Genomic DNA, 16,684 nt, shown 5'->3' on the forward strand with positions numbered 1-16,684 from the left:
ACCCCGCCTGAGGCCGACTTCGCGTAGCACCTCCCGCACCCGGCGCCCCGGGACCGCATCCGTACCTTGCCAACTCCATAGAGAAATCAGACGCAACTCTGTCCCGCGCGGTCGCATCGTGCGAGGACGGGGCCGCTCCTCCGCCTCAAGTCGCCGGAGTGCCCTGACCGCCGAAGGGCATCACCGTCGATCGCAGACCGCTGGCCCGCTGCACGCGACGGTTGACCGCGGCAGCCAGCACCTCCGGCGTGCCGACGATCCGCACGTGCTCGCGGGCACGGGTGATCGCGGTGTACAGCAACTCGCGTGTGAGCAGTTCCGATCCGGTGGGCGGCAGGACCACGGTCACCTGATCGAACTGGCTGCCCTGGCTGCGATGGATCGTCATCGCGTGGACCGACACGACGTCGGCGAGCTGGGTCGGATGCAGCAGGCGCACGGCTCCTCCACGCCGGAAAGCCACCCGCACGGCATCTCGACCGACGCCCTGTCCGCGAGCGGACCGGCCCTCGGGGTCGGCGATCACGACCCCCGTGTCACCGTTGAACGTCGATGTCTGACGGTCATTGGCGGTCACCAGGATCGGTTGTCCCGCATACCATCCGGCGTGCTCGGCAGCCGTCGTGCCCAGCCAGTCGGTGATCCGTGCCGACCAGCCGCGCACACCCCACGTGCCCTCACGATGCGCGCACAGCACCCGGTGAGCGTCGAGGGCGTCGAGGGCGGCTGACGCATCGCCACGGCGGGCCGCCGCGCGAAGCGTCCGACCCCACTCGACGAGGTCGGCGCGTATCTCGTCGAGGTCGTCGGGCGCCACGAGTTCGACGTTCGGAACGTCCTCTGCTGCGACGAGTCTCAGGACCTCGTCGGCATCGCCCGAGTTGACCGCCGCGGCGACGCGCGAGATGCCGCCGCCGAATCGGAATTGCCTGCGCAGGGTGATGACGCCGTCGGCGAGCTGACCCGCCTCCTCCGGCCCCAGTTCGTGGTCGGGCGTACCCACCGCATCAAGAGCGGCCTTGGATACCGCCGGGGTTCCCGGATCCGCCTGAACCCCGGCGACATCCGTCCGTTCGACGAGGTCGGCGAGGACCGCACCCGCCTCCACCGACGCCAGCTGATGGGGGTCACCGACGAAGATGACGCGCGCATCGGGACGGACGGCGTCGAGCAGCCTGCTCATCGCTGTCATCGACAGCATCGATGTCTCGTCGACGACGATGACATCGTGAGGAAGCGTCCGACCCCGGCCGTACCGTGGATTGGCTCCCGGGCGCCAGCCGAGCAGCGAGTGCAGGGTGACCGCGTGCGCGGTGACCGGCAGGTCGGAACCCGACTGGGTCGACTCCGCCTCCACCGAGGCCTGCAACTGGGCCGCCGCTCGGCCCGTGGGCGCACACAACCCGATCCGGAGACCGGGACCCTGCAGTGCGTCGAGTACCGCGAGAATGCGTGCGACGGTGTAGGTCTTACCCGTACCGGGTCCGCCCGCGAGCACCGTGGTCCAGCGGGTCGCGGCGACCGCGGCGGCCAGCTTCTGCAGATGTCCGTCCTCGGGTGAGGTGTACACGGTGGCGATCGCGATGCGCAGGGCATCGGGGTCGACCGTCGGCGCCGTCAGCGCGCGCCGGGCCAGGGTGTCCCGGATCATCTGCTCCTGCCGAAAGTACTTCTGCAGGTAGACGAGTGGCCCGTCGACCGAATCGCGAACCACCAGCGGACGTAGCGGACCCGCATCGCTTCCGGCGACCAGCGGACTCTCGAGCAGTTCGCCGAGAAGGACGACAGGGGCCGGGATCGTCAGATGCGCTGTGTCGTCGCCGGCGAGCTCGTCGAGTCGGTCCAGGGCGAGACAGGTGGAGCCGAGGCGGACGGCGCGGACCGCCAGGGCGGCGCCCAGACGCGCGGTGTCCGACACCGGTTCGGCGCACATACCCACGAGGCGTTCGGTGATGTGGACGTCGGCGGCAGCGAGCACGCCCGCCTCGTTCCAGTCCGCCAGGACGCCGCTCGCCCGTTGCACTCGTTGGTCGTCGGAAATGCTCATCGGGCTCCTGTCGCCAGCGCGTCGGACAGCGCCGTCACCAGTGACGCGGGCAATGCCCACTCGAACACGCCGCATCCAGCCGGCGTGTCCGGCCCGGCCATCCCGCGGACGAAGTGGTACTGGACCGGGCCGAGATGACGAACCGGGTCGTAGTCTGGCACTCGCCACCGCAGATAACGATGCAGCGCAACCGAATACAGCATCGCCTGCAGCGGATAGTGGGCGGAGATCATCTCACCCGCCATCGCAGCGGCGTCGAAGTCCTCGACGACCAGGTCGCCCGGCCGGATGCGGTTGGTCTTGTAGTCGACGATCACATAGCGACCCTCGGGTGTGCGCAACACCGAGTCGATGCTCCCGGTGAGAAACCCGCGCAACCGGCGGTCCGGAAGCTCCCGAAGGTGCCCGGAATACTCCCGCAACGAATCCTCGGGAGCCAGATGCTCGTCCATGAGGTCGGCGAGCAGGCCCGGTGTCGCACCGGCCGCCGGCTCCGTGTCGTGCGGCTCGGCCGGGCCGAGCGGCAGCTCGAAGTCGAGTTCGGCGAGCCGGTCACCCGGGTCGACGCCCCAGAGGTCGCCGAACCCCAGCGGGGTGGTGAGCACGCCGACGAGCGCGTTGACCAGGGTGCCGGGATCGACGTCGGCCGCGAGTGAGCCGATCGCGTCCGAACACAGCTCGCGCACATGGACTTCGATGTCCGGGGCCGAGGTGTCGACGTATTCGAGGACCTCGTGGACGAGGGTGCCGAACGCGGCTCCGTAGGGAAGACCGTTCATGAGTGACGGTGTCCCCTCACGGACGCCGTCCTCTCCGGTCACGTCTCCGACCGCATCGGGGATCCCGGCCGGTTCGTCGGACAGGACGTCCTCGGCCGGCTCGCTCCCGGTGGTCACGACCGACTCGGCGGGCGTACCGGGCGCCCCGTGCGCCACGTCGGCGACGATCGCCGAATACGACGTGCGCCGCCACTCCTGATCGATATTGCGCCGGAAGTCGGCGACGCCCAGGGTCGCGGGATCCGGACCCGGGTCGGGGCGCGGCACCGGCCCGGCGGACTCGATGCGGCCGGCAGGCTCGACCGAGATGAGTGAATCGCGATCGGTCAGCGTGCGCAGGACGGTCACACAGGCGGAGTCGTCTTCGGGAATCGGCACATCCGACCCGACCGACCACACGACTTCGCCGTCCGCGCGCGGTGTCTCGACGGCGTTGTCCCGACCGAAGATCAAGCGGTGCACGGGTCCGCTGGCGGTGTTCATCGACGGCGCCCACCATGCGACCACCTGCGATCGTGCTCGGGTGAGAGCGACGTAGAGCAGGCGCAGGTCCTCCCCGGCGGTCTCTTCGGCGTAGCGCCTGCGACGGGCTGCGCGCCCGGGTGCCTGTCCCCCGCCCACATCGAGCCGACGCTTTCCCGACTCGTCGTGGTAGGTGATGTTGCCGCGGTCGCCGATCCACGTGCCGTCCCAGCCGTAGGGCACGTACACGATCGGGAACTGCAGGCCTTTGCTCGCGTGGACGGTCATGATCTGCACGGCCTGGGTGTCGCGATCGAGCCGGCGGCTCTGGTCCACGTAGCGCTGCCGGGCCGAGGTGTCGGCGATCCGCTCGCTCAGCCACTCGACCAACGCACCGAGTCCGTCGGAGCTCTCCACGACGTGCTTGTTGCACAGCGCAGAGACCTGCAACAGGTCAGTGAGGACGCGTTCGCCGTTCTCGGTCGCCAGCACCCGGGCCGCGACGTCGTGGGTGTCGAGGAGCCGTTGCGCCATTGCCGCGAACCCGCCCTGCACGAAAACCCGGCCCAGCGCGGACAGTTCGGCGCCGAGACCGGCGACGTCGGGTTCGGTCGCGGTCGCCACCCGCTCCGTCGACCACCCGAGCAACGTCGTGAGTGCGGCGAGACGAACGCGGTCGGAGCGCGAGGGCTGCTCGACGGCCCGCAACACCCACAGCCAGTGATGGGCGGCCGTGGTGGAGAACACGTTGACCCCGGACCCGATCACCGAGTTGACGCCACGCTCGGCGAGCTCCCGCTGCAGGGGCTCGATCGTGCTGTTGAGCCGCACCAGGATCGCGATGTCACCGGGATCCACCGGGCGCGCCACCCCGTCCACCTCGATGCGCGCGCCCTGCGCGAGGGTGTGGGCGATGTCGTCGGCGACGTCGGTCGCGATCCGTGCCCGGACCTCCTTCACCGACGGCAGATTGTAGGAGTTCAGAGACGCGAAGTCGCCGCGCAGGAATGCCCGGATGCGCAGTGGGGACCCGTTCTCGAGCCTGCTCCCGGCGGCGGACGCGGTCACCGGGTGCACCACGATGTCCGGATGGCCCAGTGCCGCATGGCCGTACAGGTGCCCCAGAGCGTCGACGAGGGCACCGTCGGATCGTCGGTTGACGTCGAGCGCCTGCAGGGTGTCCGCGGAGGACACAGCGGCGAGGTAGCTGAGTACCTCCGCGCCTCGGAAGCCGTAGATCGACTGCTTCGGGTCGCCGACGAGGATCAGCCGGCGATGACCGTGGAAGCACCGACGGAGAATCTCCCACTGCAAGGGATCGGTGTCCTGGAACTCGTCGACCAGCACCACCGAGAACGTGCTGCGGATGCGGGCGCAGGCCCGCTCGCCCACCACCGGGTCCGTCACGATCCGGTGCAGGATCGCCTGCAGGTCGTCGTAGGTGCGCACGCGCGCATCACGTTTCCGCGTCTCGACGATCCGTCGCACGGCGGTGGCGAAACTGACCCGGCGGGCGGCCACGGCGTCTGGGTTCGCACCGTCCGCGAGGTCGTTCTCGTCGGGTGCGAGGTCCACCGATGCCTGCCGCACGGCATCGCGGGCGATCTCCCGCGCCTCGGCGAAGCCGAAATCGGGTGTGTCGGTGGACCAGAAGCCCCGAAGGTAGAGGTCGAGTGCCACCTCTTCGGTGAGATCGTCGACCTCCTCGACGATCGAGTACACGAGTTCGCGCTCGCCCAGGAACCCGAGCGCCTCCAGCATCCGATTGCAGAAGGTGTGCGTGGTGGCGATCGTCGAGGCGTCGAAGTCGCTCAGTGCGCGTGCGAGATTGCGGCGGCGGGTGGCGATGTCGTCGGCGGAGCCGCTCGCCAGCATCCGGAGCAGCGGGTCGTCGGAGTCCCCGACGGCCGCCAGGGGGCGATCAGCAGTGTCGCCGGGCTGGAGGGACTCCAGCGCGTCGAGCAGCTCGCGTACGCGTTCGCGCATGCGCTCACGCAGTTCCGCGGATGCCGCCCGGCTGAACGTGACGAGCAGCATCTGCGAGATCGGTACGCCCTCGGCGATGTGCCGTGCCGCGAGCCCGACGATCGCGTAGGTCTTGCCGGTGCCCGCGCTCGCCTCCAGCACGGTGGTGTGCTCGGGCAGATCGGCAGTGATGTCGAAGGTGGCGGGGCCCGTCATGTGCCCTCCCGGTGCGCGTTGAGTGGTGTCCACACGGCGCGTGCCAGACCGGCGAACAGCGGATCGTCCTCGCCCATCGGCAATTCGACGCCGCCGCAGGGGTTCTCTGCGAGGCCGCGGCGGGCCAGCAGGGCGTCGAACTCGACGTCGGCGAGCACGTCTCCGCCGAATGCGAGCCGGACGTATCGGTCGTGGCGGGGGCCGAACTTGTCGTCGAACACTTTGCGCGCGTTCATGAGTGCGAACTTGCTCCGACGGCCCGGGCCGTCGTTCTCGACGAAGGCGCACGCGGGCTCGAGCGGCAGGGGCAGCGGTCGACGCAACCCCTCGTCCCGGAGTCGCACCAAATCGTTCAGCAGGGAGACCGGATCGTCGGGACGTCGGAGGGTGATGGTGTGGGTTCCGCCACCGCGTGCGGCGCGTCCGACGAGCACCGCCGTCTGAACACGGCCCGCCGTGTCATTGCCCTGCGCTGCCGCGGCAGCCACCGACAACAGCGTGATCCAGCCGCTCAGTTGCTGTTTGGCCTTGAGCCGCGAATAGGTGGCGCGTACGACCGCCGCTGGACCATCCGGCTCGCCGAACACCTCGCCCACCGTCCCGTGGAGCCGCCGGCCGTCGGGCAACCGGACGAGGACGTCGAGGGTCGCCGGTGCACCGGACCGCAGCGGTTCGACGACGCCGTGCAGACGTGTGACCGCCCGGGAGATCGCCCTGAGCTCGCGCGTGCCGAAGGCGAACGGCGGCAGGGTGCCGCGCCGGAGTTCGGCTGCTTCGCAGTCGGCGATGGGCACGCCGGTCAGCATCCGCGACAGGAAACGATCCCCGATCCCCCACTTGTCCAGCGGATCGAGTTCGACGTCGAGCTGGTCGGCGTGCGGGGTGTCGTCGTCGGGGATACGTGCGCCGAGTCGCTGACGCACGAAGGCGGTGATCGGGTCGACGTGGAAGTCCACGAGAGCGGCCAGGTCGATGTCCTCGGTGTCGGAGGTGCGCTCGGGTGCGGGCAGCGTCTCGCGCGCGGCGACCACGACACCTCCCGACGGTTCCCGCATGCTCTTCGCCCCCTCGAGCAGCGCCGCGTCGTGGCTGAACGGACCCTCGACACCTGCGACTCCGCCGGGCACGAAGTTGCGGGAGTCGAACCCGTGCAAGGTGTGTCGGCGTACGGGACTCGTGCCGGCGAGTCGTGTGAGGGTGTCGACCAGTTCACTCACCACCACCGCCGGGGGCACGCGGCGGCCCGACACCGGGTCGGCGCCGCTGTAGAAGACGAGCAGCGCGTCCCGGGCGGCGCAGATGGCGTCGAGGAAACACTGTCGGTCCTCGTCCCGCGGATTGCGTTCGCCGATCAGCGGATCGACCCCGAGCACGTCGTCACCGTCGATCCGCTGTACGCGTGGGAAGACGTCGGCATCGATGCCGAGCAGCACGATCACCCGGTGCGGCACCGACCGCATGGGCACCATGGTGCAGACGGTGAGCTCGCCGGTGCGGAAGTTCGACCGTGTGGGACGTCCGGCGACCAGCGCCGACAACAGATCTCGGACGTCGGCCAGACGTAGGATCTCGTCCGAGCCGCCGGATGTGCTGTCGCCGAACGCTTCGCTCAGCATCCGGATGGCCTGTGCGCGCTGCCAGTCCTCCGCGGGCTCGGTGTCGGTGAGCGAGGTCACGGCGTCGACGAGCGTCTGCGCCCAACGCTGGGCGGTCGCGGGCGTGCCCAACTCGGTCAGCACGTGTCCGAGCCGGGCGAGGAACTCGTCGAAGCGCCCGACGAGATCTATGCCGGTGCTCTCGACGCCCGCCAACGGCAGAGCCGTACCGAGCCATTCGTCATCGGCCTCCTCGGCCACCACCCCCAGGGCGATGCGGTCCAGGCCGGCGTCGAACGTGCCCTGCCGGAACCGCTCCAGCCCGTACCTCGCTCGTTGCACCGCATCGAGACCCCAGCGGACATGGCTGTGCGACAACCATTCCCGAACCAGGTCGAGATCGTCGTCGGTCATCGCGAAGCGGGCCCGGACCGGCGGGCTGCCGAGCAGGTCGACGACATCGCCCGCGGTGACCCGACCGGCGGCCAGTTCGACGACGCCCACGATGACATCGACGATCGGATTGACGTGTCGTATCCCTCGATCGGCGAGCCGGACACGCAGGTCGAAGGCCGGATGAGGAAGTCCGGCCTGGCCGAACGCCCCGCGGATCAGCGGCGCGAAGGTCTCGACGTCGGGACACATGATCAGGACATCACGCGGCTGCAGGGTCGGGTCGGCCGCGAACAGATGCAGCAGCCGGTCCCGCAGCACCTCGATCTGCCGTTCGGGACCGTGGCAGGCGTGCACCTCGACCGAGTCGTCGGCGCGCACGCGGGACGAGGTCGCCGCGCCTGCGGTGTCGCCGGTCGTGTCGTTCCGGATGTCCGACTGGACCGCGCCGAGCAGAGTCGTTGCCCGTGGGGCGTCACGCGGTGGATGGTGCAGGTCGCGCTCGACGATGGGTTCGAGACGCAACTGCAGTTCTTGCAGATCTCGGGACAGACCCGCCAGCAACGGGTTTCCGAGCTCGGGCAGGGACCGCTCACGGCGACGCGGCGGGACCGCCACCCGTTCCGCGTCGGCGGCGACCCCGGCGACGTCCTCCCACCGGCCGATCTTCCCCCACAGCTGCGGACTCGGATGCGGGACGAACAGGTGGACGTCGTGGTGGACACCCGCTGCGCTCATGATCCGCCGGAACGACTCGGTGATCCGGGTGGGGCCGAAGACCGACAACCGCTCCGGGAGTCCCCCCGCCGACGCGTCCGCGCGCAACCGGTCACACACCTCGTCCAGGGTCTCCGCCGGATGTGGCCGGCCGATCTCGTCGCGGACCGCGCGCCAGAATCCCGGTTGCCACATCAGGTCGTCGCGTAGACGGCCTCCCGCCCCGTCGAGATCGGCGCCCTCCGCCCAGTCCGCGATCATCGACGGCCGCGACCGCCCGTAGTGCTCGAACAACTCGGCGATGTGACGGGCGGTGGCGTAACGCCGGCCGATCCGGGGCGATTCGGCGTCTCCGGCGCCGATGTGACGGGCGATGACGTCGAGTTCGGGGTCGTCGATCCGGTCGTCGAGAACACGAAGAACCGGCCACGTGAGTTCGGCGGCCCGCCACGGTTCCGAGGCGGACAGCCGGGCCGCGGTCTCCAGACGGGTGCCGTTGATCACCGCGGCGCCGATGGCGTCGGCCAGACGTCCCGGACCCGTGAAGTCGATGTTGGCGGCGACGCCGTCGGATCCGGTGGTCCCCGATCCGAGTCGGCGGGCGAGATGCTGGGCCAGCCACCGTTCCACCCCGGCGACCGGTACCGACACGATCTCGGCCCGCATCGGGTCGCGCAGGGGACTCGACAGCACGTCGGCCAGGGCATCGGCAAGGGTGTCGGTGCGTTCGGCCCTGTGCAGGATCAACACGGCGGCAGGATCAACACGGCGGCCAGATCAACACGGCGGCAGGATCAACACGGCGGGTTCGGCTCGGCGTCGTCAGCCGGCGACGTGCGCTCGCGGGGCGTGGAATCGGGCGGGTTCGCCGAGGCGGGCGGTCAGCAGCGCCCGTGCGTCGTCGGGGATCGGCGACGGACGACCGGTGTCCGGGTCGACCACCACCATCGTCGTCTCGGCGGTCGCGCACAGCGTGCCCGACTGATCGAACAGGCGCAGCACCATGACGAACGAGGACCGGCCGACACGTCCGATGCACGTCCGGATGTGGACGGGATCGACCGAGTAGTAGACGGGTGCGGAGAACTCGATGTCCTGGCGCGCGACCAGGAAGGAGAAGTTGCGTGGACGTCCGGGCATCCACTCCAGGAACGAGCGGACCCGGCTCTCCTCGAACAGGCGCGAGATCTGCACGTTGTTGATGTGGTTGTTGATGTCCATGTCGCCCCAGCGCAACGACACCGGCACGTCCAGGGAGTAGCCGGGACCATCGCCGGCTCCGTCGGTAGAGGATGCGCCGGCGGCCATCGCGGCGGCCGAGGTCGAGGCAGGGGAAGCGGGGTCGAGGTCCACGGGCGAGATCTTAGTGCGAGACACGCGTGCCCTGAACTGCGGCACGCGTCGCCGATCAGGTCGTAGACTCTCGCCGGGGCAGGAATCCGAGGTGGACAGTGGTGTGCGGCCGTGCGGCGGCCGCGGTGAGGGGTTCGGGTGAACATCGACACGGCGAGGGCCCGACTCCGCCCGGTGTCGTTCGTCGACGTCGACGAGCTCGTTCACCTGGACAGCGATCCCGAGGTCATGCGTTTCGTGAGCGGTGGCGCTCCCACCCCGCGCGCCGTCATCGAGGACTGGGTGGTTCCCCGCGCCGAGACCGAACGACGGATGTACGGGACGGGCACCTGGGTGCTGTGCGATCCCGCGACGACCGCATTTCTCGGGTGGGTCTCCCTGCGCACCCCACGACACAGCACTCGCGCCGAACTCGAGCTGAGTTACCGGCTGCGCCGCACGGTCTGGGGTCGGGGACTCGCCACCGAGGCCGCTTTCGCGATGATCGCCTTCGCTTTCGACCACCTGAGCACCGACCGGGTCTTCGCCGGCACCGTCGCCCGCAACGCGCCGTCGAGGCGCGTGATGGAGAAGCTCGGCATGACGCTCTCCGCGATTCACCTCTGCGACGACGCGGCCGACTCCGCCGAGCTGCTCGCCATCCATCCGGATCGGGACCGGTCCGAGGTGGAGTACGAGATCCTGCGTGCCGACTGGCAGGAGCGGTCCCTGCGCTGGTCGTCGGCGGGCGATCTGTCCGCGTGAACGCAACACCCCTCTGGACGCGCCAGCCCGATCATCATTGACTACCGTTGACGGTGTGCACGGTCTTGCTCCGGCTCCGTCGCCACGCGGTTGCGCCGGGTGGCGCTCGACACCCCCGGTCGAGTTGTCCGCAAGATCGTCGTCCATCGAGCGAGAAGGAGATGTCTGGAGATGAGCAGCCCCGCCGCCCAGGCCCCCGCTGTAGCGGCCACCACCCGCAGGAAAGTGGTCATCATCGGTTCCGGCTTCGGCGGATTGTTCGCCGCCCAGCGCCTGGCGAAGGCCGACGTCGATGTCACGCTGATCGCCAAGACCACCCATCACCTCTTCCAGCCGATGCTCTACCAGGTCGCGACCGGCATCGTCGCCGAAGGTGAGATCGCCCCGGCAACCCGCGTGGTGCTGCGCAAGCAGAAGAACACCGCCGTGCTGATGGGTGACGTGACCGAGATCGATCTCACCGCGAAGACGGTGACCTCGCAGCTCCTCGAACGCGTCACCGTCACGCCGTACGACGACCTGATCGTGGCGGCCGGTGCCGACCAGTCCTACTTCGGCAACGACCACTTCGCCGAGTACGCGCCCGGCATGAAGACCATCGACCACGCGCTCGAACTCCGCGGACGCATCCTCGGTGCCTTCGAACAGGCCGAGCTGTCGCACGACCCGGCCGAGCGTGCCAAACTACTCACCTTCGTTGTCGTCGGAGCCGGACCGACCGGCGTCGAGCTGGCCGGTCAGATCGCCGAGATGAGCGACAAGACCCTCAAGGGCGCGTTCCGCAACATCGATCCCACCGAGGCGCGGGTCATCCTGCTCGACGCCGCGCCCGCGGTGCTGCCCCCCTTCGGCCCGAAGCTCGGGGCCAAGGCGGCCGCCCGGCTCGAGCGGATGGGCGTGGAGATCCAGCTGAACGCGATGGTCGTCGACGTCGACTACGACGGGCTCGTCGTCAAGGAGAAGGACGGCACCACCCGGCGCATCGAATCGCAGTGCAAGGTCTGGTCGGCCGGCGTGCAGGCCAGCCCACTCGGCCGGCAGCTCGCCGAACAGTCGGGTGTCGAACTCGATCGCGCCGGACGGGTGAAGGTGCTCCCCGACCTCACGATCCCCGGTCACCCCGAGGTGTTCGTGGTCGGCGACATGATGGCCGTCGACGGTGTCCCCGGTGTCGCCCAGGGCGCCATCCAGGGTGGCCGTTACGCGGCTGATGCCATCAAGGCCGAGCTGAAGGGGCAGACCCCCGACCAGCGCAAACCGTTCAGCTATTACGACAAGGGCTCGATGGCGACCATCTCGCGGTACTCCGCGGTGATGCAGGTGCCGATCCCCGGTATCAAGAAGACGTTCGAGACCGAAGGTTACTTCGCCTGGCTCGGCTGGCTCGCGCTGCACCTGGTGTACCTCGTGGGCTTCCGCAACCGGTTGAACACGCTCATCAACTGGTTCTTCGCGTTCACCACCCGCGGTCGCTCGCAACTCGCCGTCACCGAGCAGCAGGTCTACGCGCGAACGGCCATCGGGCAGCTCTCCGCGCTCGAGAAGGCCGGCACCCCGTCGGACTCGGAGCCGGCGAAGACCGATGCCGGGACGGTGGACTCGGAATCGACGGCCGCGGAGACGACCGGTTCGGTGCCGACCGAGGGCAAGGACGCCGACGGCAAGGACTCCGAGGCCGAGGCCAGCTGACGCGGCGGCCGTGCGACAGGTCCCGCCGGGCCTATCGCACGGCGGCGAGTGCGTCGAGTTCGTGGGCGTCGACCAGACGTCGGGTCGCCGCGACCGACGCACCCAGGGCGTTGGTCAGGCTCGCACCGCCGACAAGGCTGAGGCGGGCCGCGAACTCGGTGGGGTGCACCGCGTCCGGTCGACGATCCGGGTAGCGGAACACGCTGCTCATGGCTCGATGCCCGATCGCGCCGGCCGGTGTCCCGGCGCCGAGGGCGACGCGGTGGGCCAGCACGATGTCGCCGCCCACCTCCACCCGTAATCCCCCGGTCCAGGTGCCGGTCCGGTCACGGTCGACCGTGGCGGCCGACATCGTCGTCGCCCGTCCTATCTGAACGTGTTCGTGCAGGTCGAGCGTGGCGTCGGCCCCCATCCGCACGACGATGTCGGAATCGTGGCTCGCGCCGCCGGCCACCACGGTCGGCTGCGTGTCGAGCCGTAGATGACCGCCCTCGGCGACCTCGATGTCCCACCTCATCACCGAATCGGTACGACCTCGCGCCGGCAACGCGATGGTGGCGGCCACACTGCCGACGCTCAGGTGCGCACCGGTCTCGACCCGCACCCGCACGACGATCTCGTCGCCGCCGAGCGGGGTCGCCGCGGTGCCGATCAACTGGACATGACCTGGGCCGACGACCCGGACCCCGAGGCCGCCCGACGCCCGGTGGCGGACGCCGCGATCAGCGGTCGCGACGATGTCGACCTCGGTGCGCAAGGTCATCCCGCCGGAACGGGCGCCGCCAACTGGGCGCGAACCCAGGCGAGCACGTCGGTCGCCGCCGGATCGTCGGTCAGCGAGATCAAGGCGGTCGGCCGGTCGTCGCGGGCCTTCGCAGCATCGCGCCGCATGACGTCGAGGTCGGCATTGACGCGTTCGGCGAGATCGATCTTGTTGATGACCAACAAATCGGAGAACGTGACGCCCGGACCACCCTTCCGCGGCACCTTGTCGCCCCCGGCGACGTCGATGACGAAGATCTGCACGTCGATGAGACCGGTCGAGAAGGTGGCCGTCAGATTGTCGCCACCCGACTCCACGAGGATCAGGTCAAGTGGCGGGTTGGCCTCGACTAGGTCGTCGATGGCATCGAGATTCGCGGTGATGTCGTCGCGGATCGCGGTGTGCGGGCAGCCGCCGGTCTGCACGGCGGTGATCCGCTCGTCGGGCAGAACCGCGTTGCGGCGCAGGAAGTCCGCGTCCTCGGTGGTGTAGATGTCGTTGGTCAGCACGGCGACCGACAACTCGTCCCGCAGTTGACGACACAGCGCGGCCACGAGCGCCGTCTTGCCGGACCCCACCGGTCCGCCGACCCCGATGCGGAGCGCCTCCCCCGGCTCCCTGCGCCGGCGCGGGCGGTCGTGATCGTGGGTGTGGGGCTGCCCGTCGATGAGATGCGGGGGCATGGGGTCTCCTCTGGGTCGGGACGCGTGGAGAAGCGTCGGATCAGGACATGAAGAGCGGCATCGATTGCCGCTCATGACGTTCGGCGAAGATGTCGAGCACGGGATCGGACAGGTCGGCCAGCCCCACCGCGGCCTGGGCCGCGACGCGTTCACATTCCGCGCCGAGCTCGGCGATCATGATGGAGACGTCGGCGGGGTCGAGTGCGAGCAACCGCTGCCCGGCGGTCGCCGAGCCGCTCATCGCGGTGTAGACCAGGACCAGAGCGGTGTGGAAACCCGACAGGGACGACGCCGCACCGATCGAACCGCTGATGACCGGTAGATGTGTGGTCGGACGGTGTGCGGACCAGTCGGTGTCGGGCCACATCCGCCGGGCCAGACGCAGCATTCCCCGCCCCTGCGCCAGCGACGCCTTGCGCGCCGCGGCCGACGGAGTGCGCGCGTCGGTCTCACGTTGCGCCGTGCCCACGTCGAGTGCGCCGTCGGCGACCGCGGCCGCCACCGAGGCGGCGACCAGTGCCCCGGTGGTGACGCGCCGGTACAGGAAGTCGGCGAGATCTCTTGTACTGCGGACGAATCCGTCCGCGATGGCCTGTTCGACGCCGCCGGAATGGACGTGACCGCCGACGGGCAGGCGTGAATCCGCCAGGGCGAGCATCATGGCCAGCGGGGCGTGCAGCGCCACAGACGTGTTCGGGCCTTCCATCAGAACAGGAAATACCGTTGAGCCATGGGCAGTTCCGCCACCGGTTCGGACTCCCACACCTCGCCGTCGACCGTCACCGTGAAGGTGTCGGGGTCGACCTCGATGGTCGGGCAGGCGTCGTTGTTCACCATGTCGGCCTTGCCCACCGAGCGGGTGTTCTTCACCGGCACCAGCCGGCGGTCGACGCCGATCCGGTCGGCGAGGTCGGCGTCGGCACCGGGGGCCACGAAGCTGACCGAGGTCGCGGCCGCGAGTTTGGGTGCGGCACCGAACATCGGCCGCGGGAAGACCGGTTGCGGCGTCGGGATCGACGCATTGGCGTCGCCCATCGCGGCCCATGCGATGGCCCCACCCTTGATCACCAGGTCCGGTCGGACCCCGAAGAAAGCGGGATCCCAGAGCACGAGGTCGGCGAGCTTGCCGATCTCGACCGATCCGATCTCGTCGTCGAATCCGTGCGCCCGTGCCGGACAGATCGTGTACTTGGCGACATATCGGCGTGCGCGCTGGTTGTCGGCGCGGCCGTCACCGGGCAGCGATCCCCGCTTGCGCTTCATCACGTGCGCGGTCTGCCAGGTGCGCAACACGACTTCGCCGATCCGGCCCATCGCCTGCGAGTCGGAGCCGATCATCGAGATGGCACCCAGATCGTGCAGGAGATCCTCGGCGGCGATCGTCGACGGCCGGATCCGACTTTCCGCGAAGGCCAGATCCTCGGGGACCGTGGGATTGAGGTGGTGGCACACCATCAGCATGTCGAGGTGTTCGTCGAGGGTGTTGACCGTGTGCGGACGGGTCGGATTGGTCGACGACGGAAGGACATTCGGGTATGCCGCCACGGTGATGATGTCGGGTGCGTGGCCGCCGCCGGCGCCTTCGGTGTGGTAGGCATGGATCCCCCGGCCCGCGATGGCGCCGAGGGTGGTCTCCACGAATCCCGCCTCGTTCAGCGTGTCCGAGTGCAACGCGACCTGGACGCCCGTCTCGTCCGCGACGCGCAGGCAGGCGTCGATGGCCGCGGGTGTGCTCCCCCAGTCCTCATGCAGTTTGAAACCTGAAGCGCCGGCGCGGATCTGCTCGTGCATCGACTCGGCGCTGACCGTGTTGCCCTTGCCGAGCAGCGCGATGTTCATCGGCCAGTGATCGGTCGCGGCGAGGATCGACGCGAGGTGCCAGGCGCCGGGCGTGACCGTCGTGGCCTTGCTGCCCTCGGCCGGGCCCGTGCCGCCACCGACCACCGTCGTGACCCCGTTGCCCAGCGCCTCGTCCATGATCTGGGGACAGATGAAGTGCACGTGACAGTCGACGGCACCGGCCGTGACGATCTTGCCGTTGCCGGCGATGATCTCCGTCGACGGCCCGATCACCAGATCGGGGTGCACCCCGTCCATGGTGTCGGGGTTGCCCGCCTTCCCCATCGCGACGATTCGACCGTCTCGAATGCCCAAGTCTGCCTTGATGATTCCCCAGTGGTCGAGGATCACGACACCGGTGATGACGGTGTCGGGAGCACCGTCGGCGCGAGTCGCCCGACTCTGTCCCATCGACTCACGGATGACCTTGCCGCCGCCGAAGACCGCCTCCTCCCCCGCGCGTCCCGGACCGCCCGACAGGTCGTCGGTGACCTCGATGAGCAGATCGGTGTCGGCGAGTCGGATCAGATCTCCGGTCGTCGGTCCGAACAGTTGGGCGTAACGGTCGCGTCCCAGGATCGCCATGTCACTCGCTCTCGTCAGAGTCGGGCGCCTGCTCCGGAGCACCCTGAACCGGACCGCCTCGTACCGGACCACCTCGAACCGGACCACACTGCCCCGGTGGATCCAGCGAGATCCCGTACACCTCACGGGTTCCGCCGAGGGGTACCAGCGCGACGGTCATCTCGATTCCCGGCTCGAACCGCACGGCGGTGCCCGCGGGGATGTCGAGCCGGCGGCCGTGTGCGAGCGCCCGGTCGAACTCCAGCGCCGGGTTCGATTGTGGGAAGTGGACGTGACTGCCCACCTGGACGGGACGGTCGCCGGAGTTCACGACGGTGACCTCGACGACCGGGGCACCGGCGTTGAGCTCGATCGCGCCTTCGGCGGCGATGATCTCACCCGGGACGAGTGTCGATCCGGAACCGGACGAGTGGGTGGCCGACATGTCGGTCCTCTCTACGGGAGGGCGGTCATGGTGGGCGGCGCGGTCGTGAGCCGGCTCGCTGGCCGCATCGATCGGGCGTCGCCGGCGGTCTAGGCGATCGGGTCGTGGACGGTCACCAGTTTGGTGCCGTCGGGGAACGTCGCCTCCACCTGGACGTCGTGCAACATCTCCGGTACGCCGTCCATCACGTCCGCGCGGCGGAGGACCTCACGTCCCGAGGTCATGAGCTCGGCGACCGACCGACCGTCGCGGGCGCCTTCGAGCACGTGATCGGTGATCACCGCGATCGCCTCGGGATGGTTCAGCAACACACCGCGAGCCTGCCGCCGCCGGGCGAGTTCGGCCGCATACGAAATCAGCAGCCGTTCCTGTTCATGCGGCGACAATCGCACCGAGACGCTCCTCGAGATGTGGTCGGCCGGCGGTCGAT

12 protein-coding genes are annotated in these 16,684 nt (G+C 69.4%); 2 read left to right on the plus strand and 10 right to left on the minus strand.

Features of this window, described 5'->3' with window-relative positions:
* Window positions 1–145: 145 nt before the first annotated feature.
* The 4 genes from recD to MAY35_RS04985 form a co-directional block, all read right to left on the minus strand.
* A complete protein-coding gene (recD, locus tag MAY35_RS04970; protein ID WP_238419691.1) occupies window positions 146–2,047 on the minus strand; it encodes an exodeoxyribonuclease V subunit alpha in 1,902 nt (633 codons plus the stop codon).
* Window positions 2,044–5,469 carry a UvrD-helicase domain-containing protein gene (locus MAY35_RS04975; protein ID WP_238419692.1) on the minus strand — a complete coding sequence of 1,142 codons (3,426 nt, stop codon included), beginning with the start codon at window positions 5,467–5,469 and terminating at the stop codon, window positions 2,044–2,046. The genes recD and MAY35_RS04975 overlap by 4 nt, the downstream gene beginning before the upstream one ends.
* Window positions 5,466–8,924, minus strand: a complete 3,459-nt coding sequence (gene recC, locus MAY35_RS04980) for an exodeoxyribonuclease V subunit gamma (RefSeq protein WP_238419695.1) — start codon at window positions 8,922–8,924, stop codon at window positions 5,466–5,468. Before recC ends, MAY35_RS04975 begins: the two co-directional genes overlap by 4 nt.
* A 72-nt stretch (window positions 8,925–8,996) precedes the next feature.
* Entirely contained in the window at window positions 8,997–9,482 is a 486-nt protein-coding gene (locus MAY35_RS04985; RefSeq protein WP_238419810.1) for a thioesterase family protein, read from the minus strand.
* 183 nt (window positions 9,483–9,665) lie between these two features.
* Between MAY35_RS04985 and MAY35_RS04990 the strand changes: the two genes are divergently transcribed.
* Window positions 9,666–10,271 carry a GNAT family N-acetyltransferase gene (locus MAY35_RS04990; protein WP_238419697.1) on the plus strand — a complete coding sequence of 202 codons (606 nt, stop codon included), beginning with the start codon at window positions 9,666–9,668 and terminating at the stop codon, window positions 10,269–10,271.
* Window positions 10,272–10,442: 171 nt separating this feature from the next.
* The gene (locus MAY35_RS04995) at window positions 10,443–11,960 is read left to right on the plus strand and encodes an NAD(P)/FAD-dependent oxidoreductase (RefSeq protein ID WP_238419699.1); all 1,518 of its coding nucleotides are present in this window, start codon (window positions 10,443–10,445) and stop codon (window positions 11,958–11,960) included.
* A gap of 31 nt (window positions 11,961–11,991) precedes the next feature.
* Here the strand turns inward: MAY35_RS04995 and MAY35_RS05000 are convergent, their stop codons facing one another.
* The 6 genes from MAY35_RS05000 to MAY35_RS05025 all read right to left on the minus strand — a co-directional run bounded on the left by MAY35_RS05000 (window position 11,992) and on the right by MAY35_RS05025 (window position 16,646).
* A complete protein-coding gene (locus MAY35_RS05000) occupies window positions 11,992–12,717 on the minus strand; it encodes an urease accessory protein UreD (protein WP_238419811.1) in 726 nt (241 codons plus the stop codon).
* Window positions 12,718–12,719: 2 nt separating this feature from the next.
* Entirely contained in the window at window positions 12,720–13,406 is a 687-nt protein-coding gene (ureG, locus tag MAY35_RS05005) for an urease accessory protein UreG (RefSeq protein WP_238419700.1), read from the minus strand.
* Window positions 13,407–13,446: 40 nt separating this feature from the next.
* A complete protein-coding gene (locus MAY35_RS05010; RefSeq protein WP_238419702.1) occupies window positions 13,447–14,112 on the minus strand; it encodes an urease accessory protein UreF in 666 nt (221 codons plus the stop codon).
* Complete coding sequence (locus tag MAY35_RS05015; RefSeq protein ID WP_238419703.1) at window positions 14,112–15,830, minus strand: urease subunit alpha; 1,719 nt, start codon at window positions 15,828–15,830, stop codon at window positions 14,112–14,114. Before MAY35_RS05015 ends, MAY35_RS05010 begins: the two co-directional genes overlap by 1 nt.
* A 1-nt stretch (window position 15,831) precedes the next feature.
* Window positions 15,832–16,254, minus strand: a complete 423-nt coding sequence (locus tag MAY35_RS05020) for an urease subunit beta (protein WP_238419705.1) — start codon at window positions 16,252–16,254, stop codon at window positions 15,832–15,834.
* An 89-nt stretch (window positions 16,255–16,343) separates the two neighbouring features.
* Window positions 16,344–16,646, minus strand: a complete 303-nt coding sequence (locus MAY35_RS05025; protein WP_238419706.1) for an urease subunit gamma — start codon at window positions 16,644–16,646, stop codon at window positions 16,344–16,346.
* Window positions 16,647–16,684: the final 38 nt, after the last annotated feature.

The organism is Gordonia sp. 'Campus', assembly GCF_022206305.1.
Lineage (GTDB): Bacteria > Actinomycetota > Actinomycetes > Mycobacteriales > Mycobacteriaceae > Gordonia.

Bases quoted from the DNA above. Each gene is read 5' to 3' on its own strand.
- MAY35_RS05015 (WP_238419703.1), bottom strand. From the start codon at position 15,830: ATGGCGATCCTGGGACGCGACCGTTACGCCCAACTGTTCGGACCGACG.
- MAY35_RS05010 (WP_238419702.1), bottom strand. From the start codon at position 14,112: ATGGAAGGCCCGAACACGTCTGTGGCGCTGCACGCCCCGCTGGCCATG.
- MAY35_RS05020 (WP_238419705.1), bottom strand. From the start codon at position 16,254: ATGTCGGCCACCCACTCGTCCGGTTCCGGATCGACACTCGTCCCGGGT.
- recD (WP_238419691.1), bottom strand. From the start codon at position 2,047: ATGAGCATTTCCGACGACCAACGAGTGCAACGGGCGAGCGGCGTCCTG.
- MAY35_RS04975 (WP_238419692.1), bottom strand. From the start codon at position 5,469: ATGACGGGCCCCGCCACCTTCGACATCACTGCCGATCTGCCCGAGCAC.
- MAY35_RS04995 (WP_238419699.1), top strand. From the start codon at position 10,443: ATGAGCAGCCCCGCCGCCCAGGCCCCCGCTGTAGCGGCCACCACCCGC.
- MAY35_RS04985 (WP_238419810.1), bottom strand. From the start codon at position 9,482: ATGGCCGCCGGCGCATCCTCTACCGACGGAGCCGGCGATGGTCCCGGC.
- ureG (WP_238419700.1), bottom strand. From the start codon at position 13,406: ATGCCCCCGCATCTCATCGACGGGCAGCCCCACACCCACGATCACGAC.